Below are 20,556 nucleotides of genomic sequence, written 5' to 3'. Positions count from 1 at the left end.
CCAAAAGGCATGGACATAGGAAAAACATAAATCATACTCTATGAAAAATGGCAAAACGATGATTATATAACGAAAAAGAGGATGCATCATTTTGACACATCCTCTTTTTTGTTGTCGTATAACGAATTTGCTATGATGAGATGCTGTATGCGGTTGTTCCCTTTCGTATTACGCTCGTACTAGAGCATGATTTGTATGCCTTCACGCAGGGAGGCGAACCCAACTGATGTGTTTTTCCAGGGGGCTCCAGCTGCCTGCCATTGTTCATGTCGTTGCGTCTGAGTATAGCTTCGACTTGCTGTAGGAGTAGATTCCGTACTCCATGTATTAGTGGAAGGTATTGTCGAAAGTGGAGACAGGTCATACTTTCGTCTGAGACTGTGACTATGGAGTTGCACAGTTTGTAATACGCCTCTTCAGGCTTGTGATACGTTTTGGGTCAAAGATGCTCTTTACACGTATTCAAGGCAGGCTGGCGATATGTCCTTAACCTTTTCCTCATAGACCTAGACCCATGAACGGATAAAAACAACCTTTGCTTATACTTTCAGGTCAGCATACAGGGCATCTCATGAGATTCCTTTTTCAAGAGTTTCAGCAGTTCCTTCTCCATGACATGACTGTAGGGATGCTTTCTACATACGGGTCTGATTGTGCCTTTTCATCAGCTTCCATACGGTACGGTTCAGTTCCAGAAGTGAATGGAAAGTGCGGTTACGCAATCTGGCATAGATATGGTTGTATGTAATCCTTACGGAGTCCTCTATCGGAGCCTTCTGTGTCGGTGATGCTGGGTCACATGGCGCACTACAAAATGGTAGTAGTTGCCCATGTCCTCAAGAGCCTTGTCTCAGCTTCGGTTCATGCCTGTCATTACTGATTACCGCCGATTTGAGGTTGCCGGAGTCAGTATAGGAGGTACACCGCCCAGATGTTCCAGGCACATCCTTATGGCATACAGGAAGTCCTTTGTCTTCTGCAAAGGTACACATATTACATAGGTATAGTTGCTGTAAAGTATGCAGGCGACAAACACCTCCACCTTGATAATTTTCTCCGGTTTCGGAATCCACATAGTTGAGCTTCTTACCGGCAAAGTCGGCCATGAGTTTTTCGCCCGGTTTATAGATATTGGCAAGTACAGCTGTAACATCCTTTCCGGTAACGAGATTCTGCTTCAGATGATAATAGGACTGTGGCTTGCCGTAACCGTTGGGATTCGTCAGTAGTTTCCTGTATCTCGGGGTTGTCAATCTCAAGGAGGTTGCGATGTTCTATTCGTTGGCTCTTATTGTATTCATATAACCTTGACGGTTTTCTTGTTGATGGGTAACTTGCAGTTTACATCGCGGTTGGATTCTCCGGCCTTTATGAGCTGGAGTACTTGTTTTATGAGACTCATATCCTTTGTTGTTCGTCCCATGCTTATGCTGTTTCGCATAAATTTACTAGCACCAAGAAACCTGAAACAGGAGAAAGGATGAACGGATATGCTCCGGAATATGTACAAAGAACGAAAGACGAAATGCTGGAAACTGGCCGGAGCTATCATGGATGCCATGAGAGCCTGGATAGAAACGGAAGGTATTAAATACAGCCCCAATTCCCAGATTGGGAAAGCTATTATATGCCTATACCCATGGGACAATATGATGAAATGTCTGGAGTACGGGCGCCTGCTTGGGGATAACAATCTGGCTGAAAATGTCATCCGGCCGATTACTTTGGGACGGTTATGTGGTGTACAATATAAGGATGGGAAAATTACCTCCTCTGTGGTGACCATGGGGCGGTAGTTAATATGTCGGTTATCTGCTCCCTGCTGGCCACTTGTAAGGCATACGTAAACCCAAGGGAATGAATATCTGAATGATGTTATTGCCCGAATGCCCTATCACAAAAAGGCGACTCATGAGGAACTGCTGAATCTTCTTCCGCATAAATGGAAACTGCAACATCCGAGAAGTGCATTGACAAAACAAGAGGAGGAATCCGGAAACCAGTGCTGATTGCAACTATTAAGTTCATAATGACAATCACTATTGTTGTATATAAGGTTTGATATTTGTCGTTTACTGAATGCTTACACAGTCTTTATCTTGATGAAGAAGAGGAGTTTGCATAAAGTGAAATTCGTTATTTAGAACGCATTATGGACAACGGGATGGCGCATTTGAATCTCTATGAAATATGAATGTGCCTTAGAAGAGGAGTAGGTCGTTGGAGTGCTGTTGGGATTCCTGTGACGGTCAATGTCTGCTAAGAGAAAAGTCCTCCTCCTTTCATGAATTAATCGTTTATTTAAAGAAGGAGGATTTTTTTATTCGAGAACGACACTACGTACGTGTACATCTGCACAATGCAAAAAAACGGAGGCAGATTCACGGAACTTCTCTTCCGATTCTGTGGTCAGGAATTTTCGTCGTTTGTTCTTTGAGCAGCGGGCATCCATGTCTGGGTGTCGCAAAAGATAGTCTTTCAGACTTTCGCTTACATATTCACCTTGGGTCACCAGTTGAATATGGGATGGGGTGAACTGCCGTATTTTCCGTAGCAGAAGCGGGTAGTGGGTGCATCCTAGAATCAGTGTGTCGATATCCGGGTCTTTTTGCAGGATAGCATCAATGTATTCTTTCACGAAGTAGTCAGCTCCGTCTCCGTCGTATTCCTTGTTCTCCACCAGCGGCACCCACATGGGGCAAGCCATTCCTGTTACTTGAATGTCGGGATAAATCTTTTTAATTTCCAGCGGATAGGATTCGGAACGTACCGTACCGGCTGTGGCCAACAAGCCTACGTGTCCATTGCGGGTGATATCGCCGATGGATTCTACCGTAGGACGGATTACTCCCAGCACGCGCCGGGTAGGATCCAGATGGGGGAGATCGTTTTGCTGGATGCTGCGGAGAGCTTTTGCTGAGGCCGTATTGCAGGCTAGAATCACCAGTGGACAACCCAGTTCGAATAGTTTCTTGACCGCTTGAAGTGTAAATTCATAAACCACTTCGAACGAACGTGTACCGTAGGGTGCACGGGCATTGTCACCTAAGTATAGGTAGTCGTATTGTGGCAGTCGTTCGATGAATTTCTCAAGAATGGTGAGGCCTCCGTAGCCAGAATCAAAGACTCCGATGGGGCCGGTGTGGGGGGCAGATAGCGGGTGCATGGATAAAACGGTTGAAGTGATTGAAAAGAAAAATGTCATTCAGAGAAACCTTTCCCGTTTTCTCTGAATGACATGAAAAGTCAGGACGACAAAGAACCTTTGCTTACTGAGCCGGAGTAGCTGCAGGAGCAGCTGCTGGAGTAGCCGGAACGGCAGTCAGGCTGATGCCCAGTTTGGTCTTGATGTCGTTGGTAATATCTTTTGATTGAGCTTCATCGATGTAAGGGATGTCTGTACGGTTCAGGTCGAATACGTAAGTGTATGCACCGGCTTTACCTACAGCTTTTACTGCATCTTCCATTTTTTTGTAGATGGGTTCCATCATGTCAGCGTATGCTTTCTGCAACTGCTGCTGAGCATCCTGCTGGAACTGCATACCTTTTTCGCTCAGGTCCTGCAATTCTTTCTGACGACGTTCTTGAATGTTCTGCGGCAAGTTTTTCTGTTCCTGCTGGTATTCTGCATATTTCTTGTTGAATTCGTCGGAAGCACGTTTGATTTCGTCTTCGTATTGTTTACGCATGGTTTCGATGTCAGTCTGTGCCTTTGCATATTCCGGCATTACCGGGATGATATCCATTGATTTGAAATGCGCAAACTTCTGTGCGAATACACTCATCGGTGCGATGAGTAAAAGTAAAAAAGCAATTTTTTTCAACATAATCTCAAGTTTCTATTTGTTATTAATTAATTCGATGTAAAAACGGTCTTTTTAAACCCCAGCTGCAAATGTATAAAATTAATTTGAATATCCGAGTTTTGCAAGAACCTCATTGCTGATATCGATGCGTGGAGAGGCAAAAATCATGCTTTGAGCCGAGGCACGGTCAATTACAGCATCATATCCGCGTTGGGTAGCAATTGCCTTGACGGCATTGTAGATGGCATCCTGAATCGGAGCAATCAGTTCCTGACGTTTTTTCATCAGTTCTCCTTCCGGTCCGAAATATTGCTTGCGGAGTTCAGCCGCTTCTTTTTCCTTGGCTACAATGGCATCTTCCTTACTGGTTTTCTGAGCAGCCGACAAGGTACCTGCTGTCTTCTGATAATCTTCGTACAGCTTCTTTGCTTCGTTGGCTTTGACCTCAATCTGGCTTTGCCATTCCTTTGACAGTGACTCCATCTGTTGGTTGGCCTGTTGATAGGAAGGAATCTGCTTGAGGATGTACTCCATATCTACCAGTGCGAATTTCTGTGCTGAGGCCATGCCAACGGCGGCCACTAACAGCAAAACGGATAAAACGAGTCTCTTCATAATTCTTTGGTTTTAAGTGTTAGAATTCTTGTCCGATGATAAAGTGGAACTGGCTTCCGCTGTATTGCATTGAACCGTCAATCTTGTCGAAACCGTATGCCCAGTCAATACCCATCATACCGATCATCGGAAGGAAGATACGGACACCTACTCCGGCCGAACGTTTCAACTGGAAGGGGTTGAAGTCGGTTACGTTGTTCCAGGCATTACCGGCTTCCACGAAGCCCAAGGCATAGATGCTGGTAGAGTTTTCGAGCATCAGCGGGTAGCGGAGTTCGGCACCCAGACGGATGTAAGCATAACCTTCACTTCCGTACGGGGTGAGTGAACCGTTTTCGTATCCACGAAGGGCAATGGTTTCGGATGCGTAGTTGTAACTGTAACCCGTCATACCGTCACCTCCCACGTAGAAGGTTTCAAACGGTGAGCGCTTGTACTTGTTGAAGTGGCCGAGGATACCGAATTCCGTACGGGTCATGATGACCGGACATTTTTGGATATCCATCAGAGCCGTATAAGTTTTGGCTTTGAATTTCCACTTGTGGTATTCAATCCACTTGTACATGCTGGCTGCATCGTGGTAGTTGTCTTTTCCGTAAGTAGAGTAGTCTTTTTTGCTGAACAATGAATACGGCGGTGTAATCTGCAAGGAAGCTGAGAACTCAGAACCGTAACGTGGGAAAATCGGGTTGTCTGTAGAGTTACGTGACAGGGTCAGGTTCAAGCTCAGGTTGTTGCAGTTACCAGTATTCATATATTGTCCGTTGTTCAGCTTGATGTAGAGGTAGCTCCAGTCTTTCAGCATAAATCGTTGGTAAGACAATTCTGCCGACAAAGTGAAGTAGTCATCCGGCCAGCGCAGACGCTTACCCCATCCTACAGATACACCGAACATCTTGATAGACTTGTCGGGGTCATAGTAGGATTCGTAGTTGTCATAATAGCTTCCGTAGCCTCCGTAGTAACCGTATCCACTCAGCATGTTGTAGTAGTTGTTCATGTAGGCGGAATTATAGTATTGGCTGCTTACATCGGTCTGTACAGAGTAGAAAGCCGATACAGAGAAGGAGTTCGGTCGCTTTCCACCAAACCACGGATCGAAGAACGATACGCTGTATGATTGGTAATAACGTCCGTTGGTCTGTCCACTGATGGTCAGTGTCTGTCCGTCGCCCTGTGGCAGGATACCGCGGTAGTTGTCGTTCTTGCGGAACAAGTTGGCAAACGAGAAGTTAGTAAACTTCAAACTTAGTTTACCGATGACACCGGTCTGTCCCCAACCAGCAGAGAATTCCACCTGGTCATTAGCCTTGGATTCCAGTCCCCAGTTGATGTCCACTGTACCGTCTTCGAAATTCGGCCGTACATCCGGTTTGATGTTTTCCGGGTTGAAGTGTCCCATCTGCGCGATTTCACGGTAGGAACGTTCCAATGCTTCCTTGCTGAAAAGGTCACCCGGACGGGTACGCAGTTCGCGTCGTACGATGTTTTCATACAGACGGTCGTTACCGTTGATGCGCACATGGCTGATGCTGGCCTGCGGACCTTCGGTGATACGCATTTCCAGGTCGATGGAGTCACCGTCGATGTTTACTTCCACGGGGTCCAGACGATAGAACACATATCCACGGTTGTAGTAGTTGTTACCGATGGCATCTTCATCGTTTGATATACGGTCGTTCAACAGTTTTTGGTTGTACACGTCACCGTGTTTCATACGGAGTTGCTCATTCAGCAAATCAGAAGGATATACCGTATTACCTACCCATGTAATGTTACGCAGGTAATATTTTTGTCCTTCATAGATTTTCATGTACACATCCACTGTTTTTTCATCATACGATGAAACGCTGTCGGTGACAATTTGTGCGTCACGGTATCCCAGTTCATTATATTTATCGATGATCTTCTGCTTGTCTTCTTCGTAGCGTTCCTCAATAAACTTTTTAGCACGGAAAAGGTTGATTAACTTGCCTTTTTCGTTGGTTTTTTTCATTACGCGTTTCAGTTTCTTGTCAGACAGTACCTCATTGCCGTCGATGGTAATTTTGTGGACTTTAACTTTAGCTTTCTTGTCGATATTCACATCCACATATACTTGTTCTTTGTTTTCGGGGTCTTCACGCTCAATGATGTTCACTTCCGCGTTCTTGAATCCTTTTTCATCAAAGTGTTTTTTTATCAGAATTTTGGCACGGTCAATCAAGTTCGGGGTCACCTGCGTACCCTTGGCCATACCCAGTTTGGCCTGCAAATCCTCGCGTTCGCTTTTCTTCACGCCGTGAATCACGATGTCGGTGATACGCGGACGTTGCGTCAGCTGGATGGACAAGTAAATTTTATTGTCTACAATCTTGTCGGCTACGATTTTCACATCGGAGAACAAACCGTGTCGCCAGTATCTTTTTACGGCAGAAGTAATGTCGTCGCCTGGCACGGTAATCGTTTGTCCCACTGCCAGACCGGAGATTCCTATCAAGACATAGTCCTCATAGTTTTTTACTCCGCTGACTTTAATGTCGGCGATTTCATATTTTTTAGGCGTTCCGTTGTAAAGGATAACAGGTTTATCGCTTTGTTCAGTTGTATTGTTATTGTCCTGCGCATATCCTCCTGTGGAAGCAGAAAGACAAGCGGCAATCAATAGGATGAGTGAAAAACGGTGTTGCATTGTTCTTTTTTAAATTTGTTCACTGGTTTTGCCGAATCGGCGTTCTCTTTTCTGAAAATCACAAATAGCCTTACACAATTCTTCGGCCTTAAAGTCTGGCCAGAAAGTGTCACAGAAGTATAGTTCGGTGTAAGCACACTGCCAAAGCAAGTAGTTGCTCAGTCGGATTTCCCCTCCTGTTCTGATTAACAGATCCGGATCGGGCATATAATAAGTGGCCAGGTATCTGTCGATGGTCTGGTCTGTAATGTTTTCTGGAGAAAGTTTGCCTTCTTCTACTTCGCGTGCGATACTTCTCACCGCTTCCGTAATTTCCCATTTAGAGGAATAACTTAGTGCTAATGTCAGGCACATACCGGTATTTTGTGATGTACGTTTGATGCATTGGTTCAATCGTGCCAGTACGTTTTCCGGTAGTTTTTCCGTATCACCGATAATTCGGAAACTGATGTTGTTTTTCATAAAAGTTTCTTCCTCAATGGAATCCATGAGCAGACTCATCAGGGCCGCCACCTCGTCTACAGGGCGGTTCCAGTTCTCTGTAGAAAAAGTATAAAGAGTCAGATATTTTACTCCCAGACGTGCTGCTTCTTCCGTAATGACGTGTACGGTTTCAGCACCGGCCTGGTGGCCGAACGTACGGGCTTTTCCCCGTTGTTTGGCCCACCGTCCATTTCCGTCCATAATGATGGCAATGTGTGCAGGTATCCGGTTTTTGTCTATTTGGTCTTTATATGACATAATTTTCTATTTTCAAGGTTTATTATTCCCATGTCTTAGCAGTAAATCCCAATCGGTTGATTCGTCCGCGGCTGATACTTCCGTTTTCCCATACAATCCAAATAAAGTTTCCTTTATGGATTTCGTCTTCCTGCTTCGGGCTTACTGCGCATGAATAGTTGCCATGGTGTGTTGTGTAAAGATTTCCGAAGTCGGATGGGAATACCATACATTCGGAAACGGGTCTCCAGCAAAGTCCATTGTCGGTAGAGCAGTAGAATTGGCTGAATGGCTGTATATGTAATTGATTGCATGCGCCTCCGAAAGCATACAGTTTTCCATCGTAGGAAATCATGGTTACGTTTTCCAAGTTAGGGAGTGGTAAGTTTTGCATTCTTGTTTCCCATTTTCCCTCATTCGACATGTATGCAAACACAAGTGCAGTTGTATCGCTTGCTGCTGTACCCTGATTGTAGCAGAGGGCTATGGTATGGGTTATTTGAGTATTGTAAGTTGTAGTTGTAGTATGGGAGAAATACGGCTTTCCTGCTGGGAATGCATGTGGATTTGCGTCTTCGGTCCAGTTCCCATTGAATTTGCCGCTAACCCCATTTCTTACAGCGTAGAGTTCCCCTTTCAGGTCATTTCCACCTATCAGCAAATCGAAAGCTCCTGTATCTTGCGCCGTAATTTCATGACTGTTTGTGTCAAGTTTGTATAGTTTCTTCTCACCATTTTCACTGGCTAAGAAATAGATGTTTCCTTCCCATGTCGTAGCAGAATAAGTGTCTATATCGGGTATTGTGGTGTGTTCCACCGGTATCCATGGGGTCGGATTGTCATTGGATACTGTGGTATATTCAATGTGTGATCCGTTATTGTTCTTACCAAAGACATAAACTTTCCCATTGGCATATACCGCCTTTTGTGTGTGCAGATTTCCTGCGCTAAATGCGTTGTCAAATTTCATCCAAGAAATCGTATCCGGTTCCTGCTGGTGTACGTTAATTTTTACTCTATAAGCTTTTCCAATTGCTCCACTATAAGCATATACTTTGAATTCAACGGGAGTTGTTATGCATTCGGAGAAATCAATGGAGTCGGTAGAAGTCCAGATTGTGTCTTTATCTGCACCTTTGGGTCTGTAGACCAGTATTCCTGCGTCATAGGTGATGTTAGTAATTACCTTATCAATATGAGTCCCATAAGGAAGAGAATCTTTGTTTTCGATTTCTCTTGTCATTTGATTGATGGTAAACGGATATTTAGAACAGTTAAGCGTGTCAGTATATGCACTATCTTCCCCGTTTTTATCTTTTCCTACCCGGTCAATGTTTAATGTCCCGAGCGAGAAACCCGTGATGCTGGTTTCTGAAGTGTAAGTCATTTGTTCTACATCATTATCCAAACACGATGTCATTATAGATGTTGCGGCAAAGAATACCACAATCAATGGCAAAAACTTTATTTTCATCTGCAAATGAGTTCTTTTAATTACAAGTTGCAAAAGTAGAAAGTTTTTCTTCGTTTCCTCTCTTTTAGGGGAAGTTTTATATAAAATTATATTGTTATCTGCTCTTTATCAAGCTCTGTTTCATAATGTCCTGTTTTGTTAATGTATAAAGGTCCGTGTGAAAAGAGCTTGTCAGAAGGAATTAAAAGACATCAGGAAGTCTATGTTTGAGGCTGTAAATCGATATTGTCCAATATAAAGCAATTTTATGCAATTCATTTCGTGCAAGAACGGGTAATTTTGTAATTAAAAAAGAAGAAAATTATGTATAGCCTACCAAATTCTAGTCAATGGAAATCATGTATCCTCTTAGTCTGTTTGTTGCTGGGTGGTATATCTGGAGAAGCAAGTGAAGTGTTGCACTCTCCCAACGGGAAGATTGCAGTAAGTGTCGATCATTCTTGGAAAGATTTAAAGGTGTCCTATAAAAAAGGGAATAAAATGATTCCGGTACTCCATATTAATGATGTAGGGCTTCAGCTTTTGCATAAGGAAGGAGATTTTGTGTATACGGCTTCTTCTTCAGTAATTCCAATAGAAGAAGATTACACGATGATAACGGGCAAACGTCGCTATTGTACAAATAAGGGTAACCAGCAGGTGTTTCATTTCAAGAATGACCGGGATATATGTCTTGACCTGGAGTTTCGGGTGTACAACGATGGTATTGCTTTCCGCTATGTATTTCCTGAATTAGATGGAGAAGTTTGTATTGCCGGAGAAAAGACCTCTTTTCAGTTTCAGGAGGGCATTACCCGCTGGACCCAGAGGCTGAATCAATCGTATGAAGATTTTTATTTGAAAAATAAAGGGAGGGTGGCAGGCTATACCCAAGGACAGTGGGGATTCCCGGCATTATTTGAAGTTTCGGATGCTGTCTTTGCACTTGTGTCAGAGGCCAATATCATGAGAGGAAACTGTGGCTCTTGGCTGAGTAATGTTTCCGATGAATCTGTCTATCAGGTGGAGATGGCGGCTCCGGCAAAGGTTTCCGGTAAATGGTGCTCTCCATGGCGTTTGGCTATCATCGGCTCCTTGGCCGATGTAGTGGAGTCTACTTTGATTACGGATGTCAGTGAGCCTTGTCGCCTGACGGATGTTTCCTGGATTAAGCCAGGAGTCGTTTCGTGGGTTTATTGGGCTTATAATCACGGTTCGAAAGATTATCAGATTGTAAAGAAGTACATTGACTTTGCGGCCGACTTTCATCTTCCATACGTCTTGATTGATGCGGAGTGGGATGAAATGGCGAACGGAGGCAATGTGAACGATCCCTTGCGCTATGCGAAAGAGAAACATGTTTCTCCTTTGTTATGGTATAATTCTTCCACTGCTTGGTGCTTGTATGGACCTTTGTATCGCTTGAACAAACCAGAAACACGTCAGAAGGAGTTTGCTTGGTTGGAGTCAATGGGGGTGAAAGGAATAAAGGTGGATTTTTTCCATCCGGATAGTGCTTCTGTGATGAACTATTTTGTAGATATTCTGGAAGATGCGGCAAAGTATCATTTGATGGTCAACTTTCATGGGGCTACCATTCCCCGTGGCTGGCAACGTACATACCCTCACATGATGTCCGTGGAAGGTGTATACGGGGCGGAATGGTATAACAACAAGGAGGTACTGACGGATAGTGCGGCTTGGCACAACTGTACGCTGCCTTTCACCCGGAACGTGGTGGGACCGATGGATTATACTCCTTGCACTTTCACCGATTCTCAGCATCCGCATATCACTTCCAACGGGCATGAACTGGCTTTGCTGGTGGTCTTTGAATCGGCCCTGCAACATTTGGCCGACCGACCGGAGGGGTATCAGGCTCAGCCGGCTGAAGTGCGTGCGTTCATATCGTCTCTCCCCACCGTTTGGGAAGACACGAAGCTGCTCGATGGCTATCCTTCTCATCATGTGGTGATTGCTCGAAAGAGTGGAAACTGCTGGTATATTGGAGGATTGAACGGAACTAACGAATTGATGTCTCTTCCGGTAGATTTAAGCTTTATTCGAAATGGCATCAGAGGAATCACCTTGTATGCCGATGGACAGAAGAGCAACCAGTTTGCTGTCTGCAAACTCTCAGGCTTGAAAAAGAACGTACAGGTGGATTGCCTTCCGCGGGGCGGGTTTGTGATGAAAGTCGAGGTAGAATAAGAATGAGTTTGCTTTGTCAATGAAAATATGAGGTTGGGTAAAAAGACGGATGTGAAATAACAATAAGAGAAAGATGGTTATTGTTATTTATATGTGCCGATATAGTTAAATATATGTCGATATTATCCTATTGATAGATTGTGTTTTGACTTTATAAGTCGATTTTGTATTATTGAAAGTTTATTTAATCCTATACTGTGGATATACGGTTAGTTAACTTTGCATTGTACAATTTAAATCTAAAAAAGATGAAGCACAATTCTATTAGGAAAATGTGGCAGGCATTGAGGATGTTTGCTTTACTTTTTGCTTGCTGTATGAGTTCCGTGGCGTGGGGACAAGGAACAAACAATGTGAAAGGTCACATTACAGACACTAATGGGGAGCCCTTGATTGGGGTTAGTATTTTAGTGAAAAATACCAGTAATGGAACTGTAAGTGATTTGGATGGTAATTTTGCGTTATCGGTGAATCCGGGAGATGTTTTACGGATTACGTATGTGGGGTATGCGTCTCAGGAAGTTCCGGCTGTGTCGGGAAGACTGATGCGGATTGTTTTGAAGGAGGATACTGAGGTATTGGACGAAGTGGTAGTTGTCGGTTATGGTACGCAGAAGAAAGTGAATCTCACAGGGGCTGTGTCTGCTGTCACAAGTGATGATTTGATGAATAAACCGGTGATGAGTACGGCGCAGGCTATTGCGGGGTTAGCTCCAGGTTTGAGCGTGGTACAAAATTCCGGGCGCCCGGGTACTGGTGCAAACGTAAAGATTCGTGGAACAGGAACCTTCTCTAGTGCAGGAACCGATCCGTTGGTCTTGATTGATGGATTGGTAATCTGGATGACGTAGATCCTAATGATATTCAGAGTATTTCTTTCTTAAAGGATGCAGCTTCAGCTTCTATTTATGGTAATCGGGCTGCCAATGGGGTAATCTTGATTGAAACGAAGAAAGGGGCACAGGGAAAAACTGTCGTTACTTATAATAACTCTTTTGGCTGGCAGAAAGCAACCGAACTTCCTGATTTTCTTCCTTCATGGGAATATGCGCAGTATTATAACATGGCAATGCAGAATATGGGAAAGTCGGATGCCTATACAGCAGAACAAATTCAGAAATATAGAGATGGTTCGGATCCAGACAATTATCCTAATGTGAATCATTTGAAATGGCTTTTAGAAAGTGGTTCTGGCTTCCAACATCAGCACAATGTCAGTATTCAAGGAGGGAATGCAACCACCAGTTATAATTTGTCTGTTGGATATAGAAATCAAGAAGGACTTACGGCTAAAACATCCAATGAACGTATGACTGCCTTGTTTTCTTTGAGAAGTCAGTTGGGCAAATCGGTTTCTTTGAGTTTGAATATCAATGCATATAATAATAAATACAATGCACCTAATGGAGAACCGACAAGCATTGACGGTATTATTGGGTATGCAGTGCGTGAAGCTCCTATTTATGCAGGACAGAAATCTGATGGCAGTTTCGGCTATCAGGATAACTATAGTCCGGAAGCATGGCTGGCTAGCGAATCGTTTGTACAGAATATCAGCCGCAATATCAGTGCGTCGGGACAGTTAAGATGGGAGACGCCGTTAAAGGGATTGTCATTGACTGGAAAAGCAGGTGTGACGTACTATACGAAATACGATAAAAGCTATCGTGCTGAAACTTACTTTGATGAGAACAAGACCATCGGTCCTTCCATATTGAATATATGGACTTCAAATAATACGAATACAATTCTGGAAGCACTGGCTAATTATGAAAGAACATTTGGCAGTCATGACCTTAAGATACTGGTCGGTACTTCAGTGGAACAGACATCCAATAAAGGCTTAGAGGGATATCGTAATACATTTCCTAACAATTCATTGTATGAACTGGGTGCGGGTGATGCATCTACGGCAACCAATAACAGCTCTTTGGAAGAATATGCGTTGGTTTCTTTCTTCGGTCGTGTGAATTATGCATTTAAAGATCGTTATTTGCTGGAAGCAAACTTGCGTTATGATGGTTCTTCCCGTTTTGCAAAAGATAACCGCTGGGGTATTTTCCCTTCTGTATCTGCTGGATGGAGAATCTCAGAAGAAAATTTCTGGCGCAATGCACGTATCGGCGAAGTGTTCAATAACCTGAAACTACGTGCTTCCTATGGTGTCTTGGGGAATCAGAATATCGGTGTATATCCTTATCAGCAGACATACGATTTAGGGCATAATTATCCATTGGGTAATCCGGCAACCCTAGTTCCGGGTACGTATGTTTCTACTTATCGTAATCCTGAAATTACTTGGGAGAAAACGGCCATCACCAATGTCGGACTTGATTTCGGTTTGTTTAATAACACACTGAGTGGAAGCATTGAATACTTTTATAAATATACTTCCGATATTCTTGCTCCGGTAGAAGTAACAGGTATTATCGGACAAAGTGTAGGAGAGTCAAATGTAGGAGCCGTATCCAATAAGGGTATTGAAGTCAACTTGAGTTATAATGGGCATATTGGAAAAGATTTCCGGTTTAGCATTGCACCTAATTTTACATGGGTAAAGAATGCAGTAGAAGAATTAGCCAACGGAGCTACCGAGGAAATCAACAACAATCGTATTGTAGGGCAGCCAATAGGTATTATTTATGGATATCAAACAGAAGGTTTGTTTGTGGATCAGGCAGAAATTGATGCAGCACCTGAACAGTTGGTAGGAAAAAGTGATTTGAAACCGGGTTATGTGCGTTATAAAGATATTAGTGGCCCGGATGGTGTGCCCGATGGAAAGGTCGATGCAGAATATGACCGTACAGTGTTGGGCAGCACTACTCCTAAATTCTATTACGGTTTGAACCTTTCCGCGTCTTATAAAGGATTCGATTTCTCTGCTTTGTTCCAAGGGCTGGGAGGTTATCAGCGCCAGATAGGTTCTTATATGGCTTATGCGTTCTATAACGGTGGGCAAATTCAAAGATGGCAGGCTGAAAACTGTTGGACAGAAGAAAATCCTGATAAATGGGCGGAATATCCACGGCTGGAAACATTGAATATGAATAATCCGAATCTGCAAACATCTGATTATTGGGTTCGCAATGCAAGTTTCCTGCGTTTAAAGAATCTGCAACTGGGCTATACATTGCCACAGGCATGGACGAAGAAAATTGGTATAGAAAAGCTGCGTGTGTATGTGAGTGGACAGAATCTGTTTAGCTTTAACAGTTTCTATCAAGGCTGGGATCCTGAAAATGAAATCGGAACAGGAGACTCTCCTTCTTATTATCCTATTACAGCGATTTATTCATTCGGATTTAACTTCAAGTTCTAATTACTATAAATCATATTATATGAAACCATTATTACACATATTACATATAGCCAAATTGTCCATTTATACATTGGCTTTGTCAGGAACACTTGTGAGTTGTTCGGATTTATTGGAGAAAAACCCTCCTTCTGCTATTTCAGAAAGCACATGCTGGACCGGTGAGAATGATGCATATTTAGCATTGGTAGGTTGTTATCGGTTCCAAACAGGATGGGCCCATGATGATTTTGCTACTCCTCAAGGATTATTGTATCTGGATTTTGTTGGGGGAAATGGCACGGAAAAAGAAAACTTTACAACTTTGATGGCCAGTTCTAATACCGTAGCAACAAACTCGAATATTACGACATATTGGAAGAATGCTTATACCCAAATAGCAAAATACAATAATTTCTTGGCGAATATAGGAAAATGTCCAATGGATGAAGATACGAAGGAAAAATGGATTGCTGAGGTAAAGACTTTGCGAGCCTATTTCTTCTTTAATTTGGCATTTTATTTTAAAGATGTACCTATGCCGCTTGCCCCATTGAGTGTGGAAGAAGCGAATACGATTGCTCAGACAGCGCAAGCTGATGTGTATGCACAAGTAGAAACAGATTTGAAGGAGGCTGCCCAGTTACTACCAGACAGTTATGATGCAGAGGATTATGGACGTTTGACCAATGCTGCTGCAAAAGTATTGCTATCCCGTTTGTATTTGGCACAGGATCGTTGGAGAGATGCGGCAAATATCTTGCATGAGGTGATTATTTCGGGAGATTATGAGTTGGATCGCCGGAATGGAGAAGAAAGTTATGAGAAATTATTCCAAATAGGCGGTGAATATAGTCCTGAAACCATCTTCTGTATCATGGGTATTGCAGATAAATATACCAACTCACGTTATCAATATTTGTATCCGGAATGTGCGTATGGAGGTTGGCATCAGTTTGCCCCTTATAATGAATTGGTGAAAGAATATTTCTGTACAGACGGAAAGGGCATCGAAACATCGGCTGTGTATGATGAGAATGATCCGTATGTAAATCGGGAGATAAGACTATATGCTTCTATATTTCTTCCTCCTGTAGGATCTTATCCGGGTACAACCTATAATGATATCACTTATAATTGTTTTTTGGGACCTAATACAGCGGATAGTTATAATCGTTATGCTCTGTTTAATGGGTATTGTCCGAAAAAAGGTTGTGATCCTTCAATTACTAATAACATTGCTTCGACTCCGACTTACACTCCGATTATGCGTTATGCAGAAGTCTTGTTGAGTTATTTGGAAGCGTTGAATGAAGTGGCGCCTGGTGAAGTGGACCAGTCTGTTCTTGATTTGACCATCAATGACATTCGTAATCGTGTCAGTCTGCCAGGTTATCAGAAAGCAGATTTGCCTACTCAGGAAGATGTACGTAAAGCGGTGCGGAAAGAAAGACGGGTGGAACTTGCATTTGAAGGTTTCCGGTACTTCGATGTGCTTCGTTGGGGAATTGCCGAACAAGAGTTGAACCACACGTTTACGGGTGTGAAATTGTCTGATGATTCTTCTGCTCCGAATTATCGGGGAAGTGGTTCTGCTGCTTCACCGGTAGATGAAGATATGTATTATCAATTTGAAACTCGTACTTGGGCTGCTCATAATCGTTACTTCCCTATTCCACAGAGTGAAAGGAATGTGAATAAGAATCTGAAACAGAATGAAGGCTACAATTAATTTGTAGTTTTAACTTAATATAGCCGGCGGTATTCTTGAGGAGTCACGCCGGTTATTTTTTTAAATAAACGGTTGAAGTAAGAATAATCTTCAAAAGCCAATTGAAAGGCTATTTCTTTAACCGCTAAATCCTCCGTAATCAGAAGTAATTGGGCTTTTTCTATTTTCTTTTGGTTGATATATTGCAGAGGGGTATTTCCCAATTCTTTCTTGAACAGTCGGATAAAATGGTCTTTCGATAAGCAGGATATTTCGGCCAACTTCTCAAGTTCAATGGACTCGTTAAGGTGCTTGCGAATGTACATCACGGTTTTGGCAATTCGGTTATCTTCCATTTCAATTTTAGGTTGGGCATGTTTCAGGAAGTGTGACAACAGTTGCAGTACAATTCCTCTTGACTCTACTTTGTCGCAGAACGCTCTTTGCCGGTTCTTAAGCAGGTTACGCATAAGTGTCGGATTGTTGTCGTATGTGGTGGGATCTGATTTCTGAAGTGTCATGTGGGGGTTGATTTCACACAAGCGTTGGAAAAGTGCTAAATCGAAGGGGGCGGCTTCTATCTCTACCGGGAATTTCCAGTGCTCCAGCCAGTCATTTTCCGAATAGTGGTCCTCATAAATATGCAAGTAGTAATGAACAAAGTGTGAAGAACAGATATTGGTATGTACCGTAAATGCCGGCACGAAATACATGTGATTGGGATGTAAGGTATGTATTCCGTCGGGTAGTTCTATTTGAGCTGTACCTTCTGTGACATAGTACAAACGTGTAAACGGGCTGTTGACATTTTTCCAGTTCCAGTCGGCGTTGTGGATAGCCAGCCCTACACTCAGGACCAGTGGATGCAGTTGTTCTACTTGCAGATTCATAGGCTAAATTTTGGTGATAAATTTACAGTTTTATTCTTTTTCTTGATGAAAGCTTGTCGAAATAAGTGTGAATAAATTGGGAAAAAGAGGCTTTTGAGGGACAGTTTGTCGATATTGACATATAAACTTACCATTTAATCCTATTCCTGTTTTTAGTTTCTCTGTACATTTGTTTTTGTAAGAATCTCTAAAAATCATACTTATGAAAACAAAACTCATATTGGCTTCTTTATTTTTATCTGTCAGCGGACTGGCTGCTCAAACCTATCAGGTGCCGGTTTCGGAGAAAGACGAACCGATGATGAAAGGCAAATTCGAACCTACCTGGGCTTCGCTTGAAAGCAACTATCAGGTACCGGAATGGTTCCGGAACGTGAAGTTTGGCATTTGGGCGCACTGGGGTCCCCAATGTGTGGAAGGTTCCGGCGACTGGATGGCCCGCTCCATGTATATTGAAGGCTCGAATGAATATAAGTTCCATGTGGAACACTATGGCCATCCGTCGGAGGTGGGTTTCAAGGACATCATTCCGTTGTGGAAGGCCGAGAAATGGGACCCCGACAAGCTGGTGGCCTTTTATAAGAAAATCGGTGCTCAGTATTTCTTTGCCTTGGGCAATCACCACGACAACATGGACTTGTGGGACAGCAAGTACCAATCTTGGAACTCGGTAAACATGGGACCGAAAAAAGACATTCTGGCCGGATGGGAGAAAGCTGCCCGGAAATACGGGTTGTATTTCGGCATCAGTTTCCATGCCGACCATGCGTGGAGCTGGTATGAACCCTCACAGCGTCATGATACGATTGGCCCGAAAAAAGGTATTCCTTATGATGGAAAGCTGACCAAGGCCGATGGAAAAGGTAAGTGGTGGGAAGGATACGACCCGCAGGATTTGTATGCACAGAACCATCCGTTGAGTGAAAACAGTTGGGATAATGGAATGATTCACCGACAGTGGGCGTGGGGAAACGGAGTGTGCATTCCTACCCCGGAATATTGCACAAATTTCTATAACCGTACGGTAGATGCCATCAACCGTTACAATCCGGATTTGATTTATTTCGATGTGACGGTTGCTCCTTTTTATCCCATCAGTGATGCGGGACTGAAGATTGCGGCACATTTCTATAACCACAACATGGCTACACATAAAGGCAAACTGGAGGCGGTGATGTTCGGAAAGATTTTGGACGAAAACCAGCGGAAGGCATTGGTATGGGATGTGGAACGCGGGGCTCCTAATCAGATTATCGACCAGCCTTGGCAGTCATGCTCCTGCATCGGCGGGTGGCATTACAATACGTCCATTTATGAGAAGAATGAATATAAGTCGGCTGCCTACGTAGCCAAACTGTTGGTTGACATCGTGAGCAAGAACGGTAATCTGTTGCTGAGTGTGCCGTTGCGGGCTGATGGAACTTTCGATGAGAAGGAAGAGAAAATCTTGAAGGAGTTTGGCGAATGGATGAACATCAACAAGGAAGCCATTTACGATACGCGTCCGTGGAAAGTGTTTGGCGAAGGCCCGATTGCGGAAGAAGACATTCCGCTGAATGCGCAAGGTTTCAATGAAGGCTCCTACAGTCAGGCGGGAGCCAAGGAAATCCGGTTTACCCAAACCCCGAAAGCTTTGTATGCCACCGTACTGGCCTGGCCGGAAGATGGTAAAGTGACCGTCAAGTCGCTGGCTGCTGGTAGCAAACTTTATGAAGAAAATATTCGGCGAGTAGAATTATTGGGATACGGAAAGGTCGATTTTGTACGTACGGCAGAGGGGTTGCGGGTGACATTACCGACTCAGCCATTGAATCAGATTGCGCCTGTACTGAAGATTATGAAATGATAAAATGGAAGGATATAGAGTAAAAGAATATAGGATGCCCGTCAAGCGCTACTGCCAGACATTGGATTTGAAAAACAATCCGGAACTGATAGCGGAATACCGGGAAATACATAGTCGTGAAAAGGCTTGGCCGGAGATTCGGGAAGGTATTCGGTCGGTCGGGATTCTGGAGATGGAGATTTACATCATCGGCAGCCGCCTGTTCATGATTGTGGAAACACCATTGGATTTTGACTGGGATACCGCGATGAAACGCCTGGCTCAATTGCCCCGGCAGGCCGAATGGGAAGACCATGTAGCCCGTTTTCAGGAATGTGTGCCGGGCAGCACTTCTGCCGAAAAATGGCGGTTGATGGAACGAATGTTTTATTTGTATGAATCTTAAATAAAATGACTATGCAATACCATGAAATTGGAAAAACGGGAATGAAAGTTTCTTCCCTGAGTTTTGGAGCTTCTTCTTTAGGAGGAGTATTCCATGACATTAAAGAAAAAGAGGCCTTGGAGGCGGTGTTTACAGCTATCGATTTGGGAATGAATTTTATAGATGTGTCACCTTATTACGGGCATTACAAGGCGGAGACCGTGTTGGGAAAGGCGTTGAAGGATATTCCACGCGACAAGTATTACCTCTCCACGAAGGTGGGACGTTACGGAAAAGATGGCGTGAATACGTGGGATTATTCCGGCAAACGGGCTACGGAGAGTGTGTACGAAAGCATGGAACGCCTGCATATTGATTACATCGATTTGATTAACGTGCATGATATCGAGTTCGCCGATTTGAACCAGGTGGTGAATGAAACTCTGCCAGCCTTGGTGGAACTGAGAGAAAAAGGGGTGGTAGGCCATGTGGGCATTACCGACCTTCAGCTGGAGAACCTGAAATGGGTGATTGACCATGTGCCGGACGGTACGGTGGAATCGGTGTTGAACTTTTGTCATCACTGCCTGTGTGACGACAAGCTGTTGGATTTCCTGGATTATTTTGAATCGAAAGGTATCGGCGTCATCAATGCCTCTCCGTTGTCTATGGGATTGCTGACGGAAAGAGGCGTACCGGCTTGGCATCCGGCACCCCAGCCGCTGGTAGAGGCCTGTCGGAAGGCGATGGAACATTGCAAAGCCAAGCATTATCCCATTGAGAAGCTGGCCATGCAGTATGCAGTCAGCAATCCGCGGATTGCCACTACATTGTTCAGTACGGCCAATCCGCAGAATGTGAAGAAGAATGTAGCGTATATCGAGGAACCGATGGATGAGGAATTGGTACGTGAAGTGCGGGAAATCATCGGCAACCAGTTCCGCGTGAGCTGGGCTAACTCATAAAGGAGG

16 protein-coding genes are annotated in these 20,556 nt (G+C 43.8%); 8 read left to right on the top strand and 8 right to left on the bottom strand.

All coding sequences use genetic code 11. From position 1 onward, the window contains the following. Positions 1–836: 836 nt before the first annotated feature. Complete coding sequence (locus tag OCV81_RS09965; protein WP_239464831.1) at positions 837–1,259, bottom strand: hypothetical protein; 423 nt, start codon at positions 1,257–1,259, stop codon at positions 837–839. 243 nt (positions 1,260–1,502) lie between these two features. Here OCV81_RS09965 and OCV81_RS09960 point away from each other — a divergent pair, with 243 nt between their 5' ends. Next, complete coding sequence (locus OCV81_RS09960; RefSeq protein ID WP_262640311.1) at positions 1,503–1,796, top strand: IS66 family transposase; 294 nt, start codon at positions 1,503–1,505, stop codon at positions 1,794–1,796. 524 nt (positions 1,797–2,320) lie between these two features. Here the strand turns inward: OCV81_RS09960 and murI are convergent. From murI to OCV81_RS09930, 6 genes are all read right to left on the bottom strand, one after another. Next, the gene (murI, locus tag OCV81_RS09955; RefSeq protein ID WP_148329879.1) at positions 2,321–3,166 is read right to left on the bottom strand and encodes a glutamate racemase; all 846 of its coding nucleotides are present in this window, start codon (positions 3,164–3,166) and stop codon (positions 2,321–2,323) included. Positions 3,167–3,269: 103 nt separating this feature from the next. Continuing rightward, complete coding sequence (locus OCV81_RS09950) at positions 3,270–3,827, bottom strand: OmpH family outer membrane protein (RefSeq protein WP_022353136.1); 558 nt, start codon at positions 3,825–3,827, stop codon at positions 3,270–3,272. A 78-nt stretch (positions 3,828–3,905) separates the two neighbouring features. Further along, a complete protein-coding gene (locus OCV81_RS09945; RefSeq protein WP_148329878.1) occupies positions 3,906–4,421 on the bottom strand; it encodes an OmpH family outer membrane protein in 516 nt (171 codons plus the stop codon). Positions 4,422–4,440: 19 nt separating this feature from the next. Next, the gene (bamA, locus tag OCV81_RS09940; protein ID WP_148329877.1) at positions 4,441–7,092 is read right to left on the bottom strand and encodes an outer membrane protein assembly factor BamA; all 2,652 of its coding nucleotides are present in this window, start codon (positions 7,090–7,092) and stop codon (positions 4,441–4,443) included. Positions 7,093–7,101: 9 nt separating this feature from the next. Continuing rightward, positions 7,102–7,833 (bottom strand): isoprenyl transferase, encoded by a 732-nt coding sequence (locus OCV81_RS09935; protein ID WP_148329876.1) that lies wholly within the window; start codon positions 7,831–7,833, stop codon positions 7,102–7,104. Positions 7,834–7,855: 22 nt separating this feature from the next. Next, complete coding sequence (locus tag OCV81_RS09930) at positions 7,856–9,286, bottom strand: DUF6242 domain-containing protein (protein ID WP_148329875.1); 1,431 nt, start codon at positions 9,284–9,286, stop codon at positions 7,856–7,858. A gap of 303 nt (positions 9,287–9,589) precedes the next feature. On the opposite strand from OCV81_RS09930, the gene OCV81_RS09925 reads away from it, so the two are divergent. The 4 genes from OCV81_RS09925 (at position 9,590) to OCV81_RS09910 (ending at position 16,506) form a co-directional block, all read left to right on the top strand. Next, entirely contained in the window at positions 9,590–11,476 is a 1,887-nt protein-coding gene (locus tag OCV81_RS09925; protein ID WP_148329874.1) for a glycoside hydrolase family 97 protein, read from the top strand. Positions 11,477–11,724: 248 nt separating this feature from the next. Then, on the top strand, positions 11,725–12,327 hold the full coding sequence (locus OCV81_RS09920) for a carboxypeptidase-like regulatory domain-containing protein (RefSeq protein WP_262640310.1): 603 nt from the start codon (positions 11,725–11,727) through the stop codon (positions 12,325–12,327). Then, positions 12,306–14,798 (top strand): SusC/RagA family TonB-linked outer membrane protein, encoded by a 2,493-nt coding sequence (locus OCV81_RS09915; protein WP_317259222.1) that lies wholly within the window; start codon positions 12,306–12,308, stop codon positions 14,796–14,798. The genes OCV81_RS09920 and OCV81_RS09915 overlap by 22 nt, the downstream gene beginning before the upstream one ends. A 19-nt stretch (positions 14,799–14,817) precedes the next feature. After that, on the top strand, positions 14,818–16,506 hold the full coding sequence (locus tag OCV81_RS09910) for a RagB/SusD family nutrient uptake outer membrane protein (RefSeq protein ID WP_148329873.1): 1,689 nt from the start codon (positions 14,818–14,820) through the stop codon (positions 16,504–16,506). 14 nt (positions 16,507–16,520) lie between these two features. On the opposite strand, the gene OCV81_RS09905 is transcribed toward OCV81_RS09910, so the two are convergent. Further along, on the bottom strand, positions 16,521–17,375 hold the full coding sequence (locus OCV81_RS09905) for an AraC family transcriptional regulator (protein ID WP_148329872.1): 855 nt from the start codon (positions 17,373–17,375) through the stop codon (positions 16,521–16,523). 202 nt (positions 17,376–17,577) lie between these two features. On the opposite strand from OCV81_RS09905, the gene OCV81_RS09900 reads away from it, so the two are divergent. The 3 genes from OCV81_RS09900 to OCV81_RS09890 are packed head-to-tail and all read left to right on the top strand — an operon-like array spanning position 17,578 to position 20,550. Then, positions 17,578–19,221 (top strand): alpha-L-fucosidase, encoded by a 1,644-nt coding sequence (locus OCV81_RS09900; RefSeq protein ID WP_148329871.1) that lies wholly within the window; start codon positions 17,578–17,580, stop codon positions 19,219–19,221. Between the two features lie 4 nt (positions 19,222–19,225). Next, entirely contained in the window at positions 19,226–19,606 is a 381-nt protein-coding gene (locus OCV81_RS09895) for an L-rhamnose mutarotase (RefSeq protein ID WP_148329870.1), read from the top strand. A gap of 11 nt (positions 19,607–19,617) precedes the next feature. Beyond that, positions 19,618–20,550 carry an aldo/keto reductase gene (locus OCV81_RS09890; RefSeq protein WP_148329869.1) on the top strand — a complete coding sequence of 311 codons (933 nt, stop codon included), beginning with the start codon at positions 19,618–19,620 and terminating at the stop codon, positions 20,548–20,550. Positions 20,551–20,556 lie beyond the last annotated feature (6 nt).

Origin of the sequence: Phocaeicola fibrisolvens, from assembly GCF_025567125.1 — a bacterium.
GTDB classification, from domain to species: Bacteria; Bacteroidota; Bacteroidia; order Bacteroidales; family Bacteroidaceae; genus Phocaeicola; species Phocaeicola fibrisolvens.
Note: the sequence above shows the minus strand (reverse complement) of the source record. Positions and strands in the feature narration are given on the sequence as shown.

Bases quoted from the DNA above. Each gene is read 5' to 3' on its own strand.
- OCV81_RS09945 (WP_148329878.1), bottom strand. From the start codon at position 4,421: ATGAAGAGACTCGTTTTATCCGTTTTGCTGTTAGTGGCCGCCGTTGGC.
- OCV81_RS09895 (WP_148329870.1), top strand. From the start codon at position 19,226: ATGGAAGGATATAGAGTAAAAGAATATAGGATGCCCGTCAAGCGCTAC.
- OCV81_RS09920 (WP_262640310.1), top strand. From the start codon at position 11,725: ATGAAGCACAATTCTATTAGGAAAATGTGGCAGGCATTGAGGATGTTT.
- OCV81_RS09900 (WP_148329871.1), top strand. From the start codon at position 17,578: ATGAAAACAAAACTCATATTGGCTTCTTTATTTTTATCTGTCAGCGGA.
- OCV81_RS09935 (WP_148329876.1), bottom strand. From the start codon at position 7,833: ATGTCATATAAAGACCAAATAGACAAAAACCGGATACCTGCACACATT.
- bamA (WP_148329877.1), bottom strand. From the start codon at position 7,092: ATGCAACACCGTTTTTCACTCATCCTATTGATTGCCGCTTGTCTTTCT.
- OCV81_RS09960 (WP_262640311.1), top strand. From the start codon at position 1,503: ATGTACAAAGAACGAAAGACGAAATGCTGGAAACTGGCCGGAGCTATC.
- OCV81_RS09910 (WP_148329873.1), top strand. From the start codon at position 14,818: ATGAAACCATTATTACACATATTACATATAGCCAAATTGTCCATTTAT.
- OCV81_RS09890 (WP_148329869.1), top strand. From the start codon at position 19,618: ATGCAATACCATGAAATTGGAAAAACGGGAATGAAAGTTTCTTCCCTG.
- murI (WP_148329879.1), bottom strand. From the start codon at position 3,166: ATGCACCCGCTATCTGCCCCCCACACCGGCCCCATCGGAGTCTTTGAT.
- OCV81_RS09925 (WP_148329874.1), top strand. From the start codon at position 9,590: ATGTATAGCCTACCAAATTCTAGTCAATGGAAATCATGTATCCTCTTA.
- OCV81_RS09950 (WP_022353136.1), bottom strand. From the start codon at position 3,827: ATGTTGAAAAAAATTGCTTTTTTACTTTTACTCATCGCACCGATGAGT.
- OCV81_RS09930 (WP_148329875.1), bottom strand. From the start codon at position 9,286: ATGAAAATAAAGTTTTTGCCATTGATTGTGGTATTCTTTGCCGCAACA.
- OCV81_RS09905 (WP_148329872.1), bottom strand. From the start codon at position 17,375: ATGAATCTGCAAGTAGAACAACTGCATCCACTGGTCCTGAGTGTAGGG.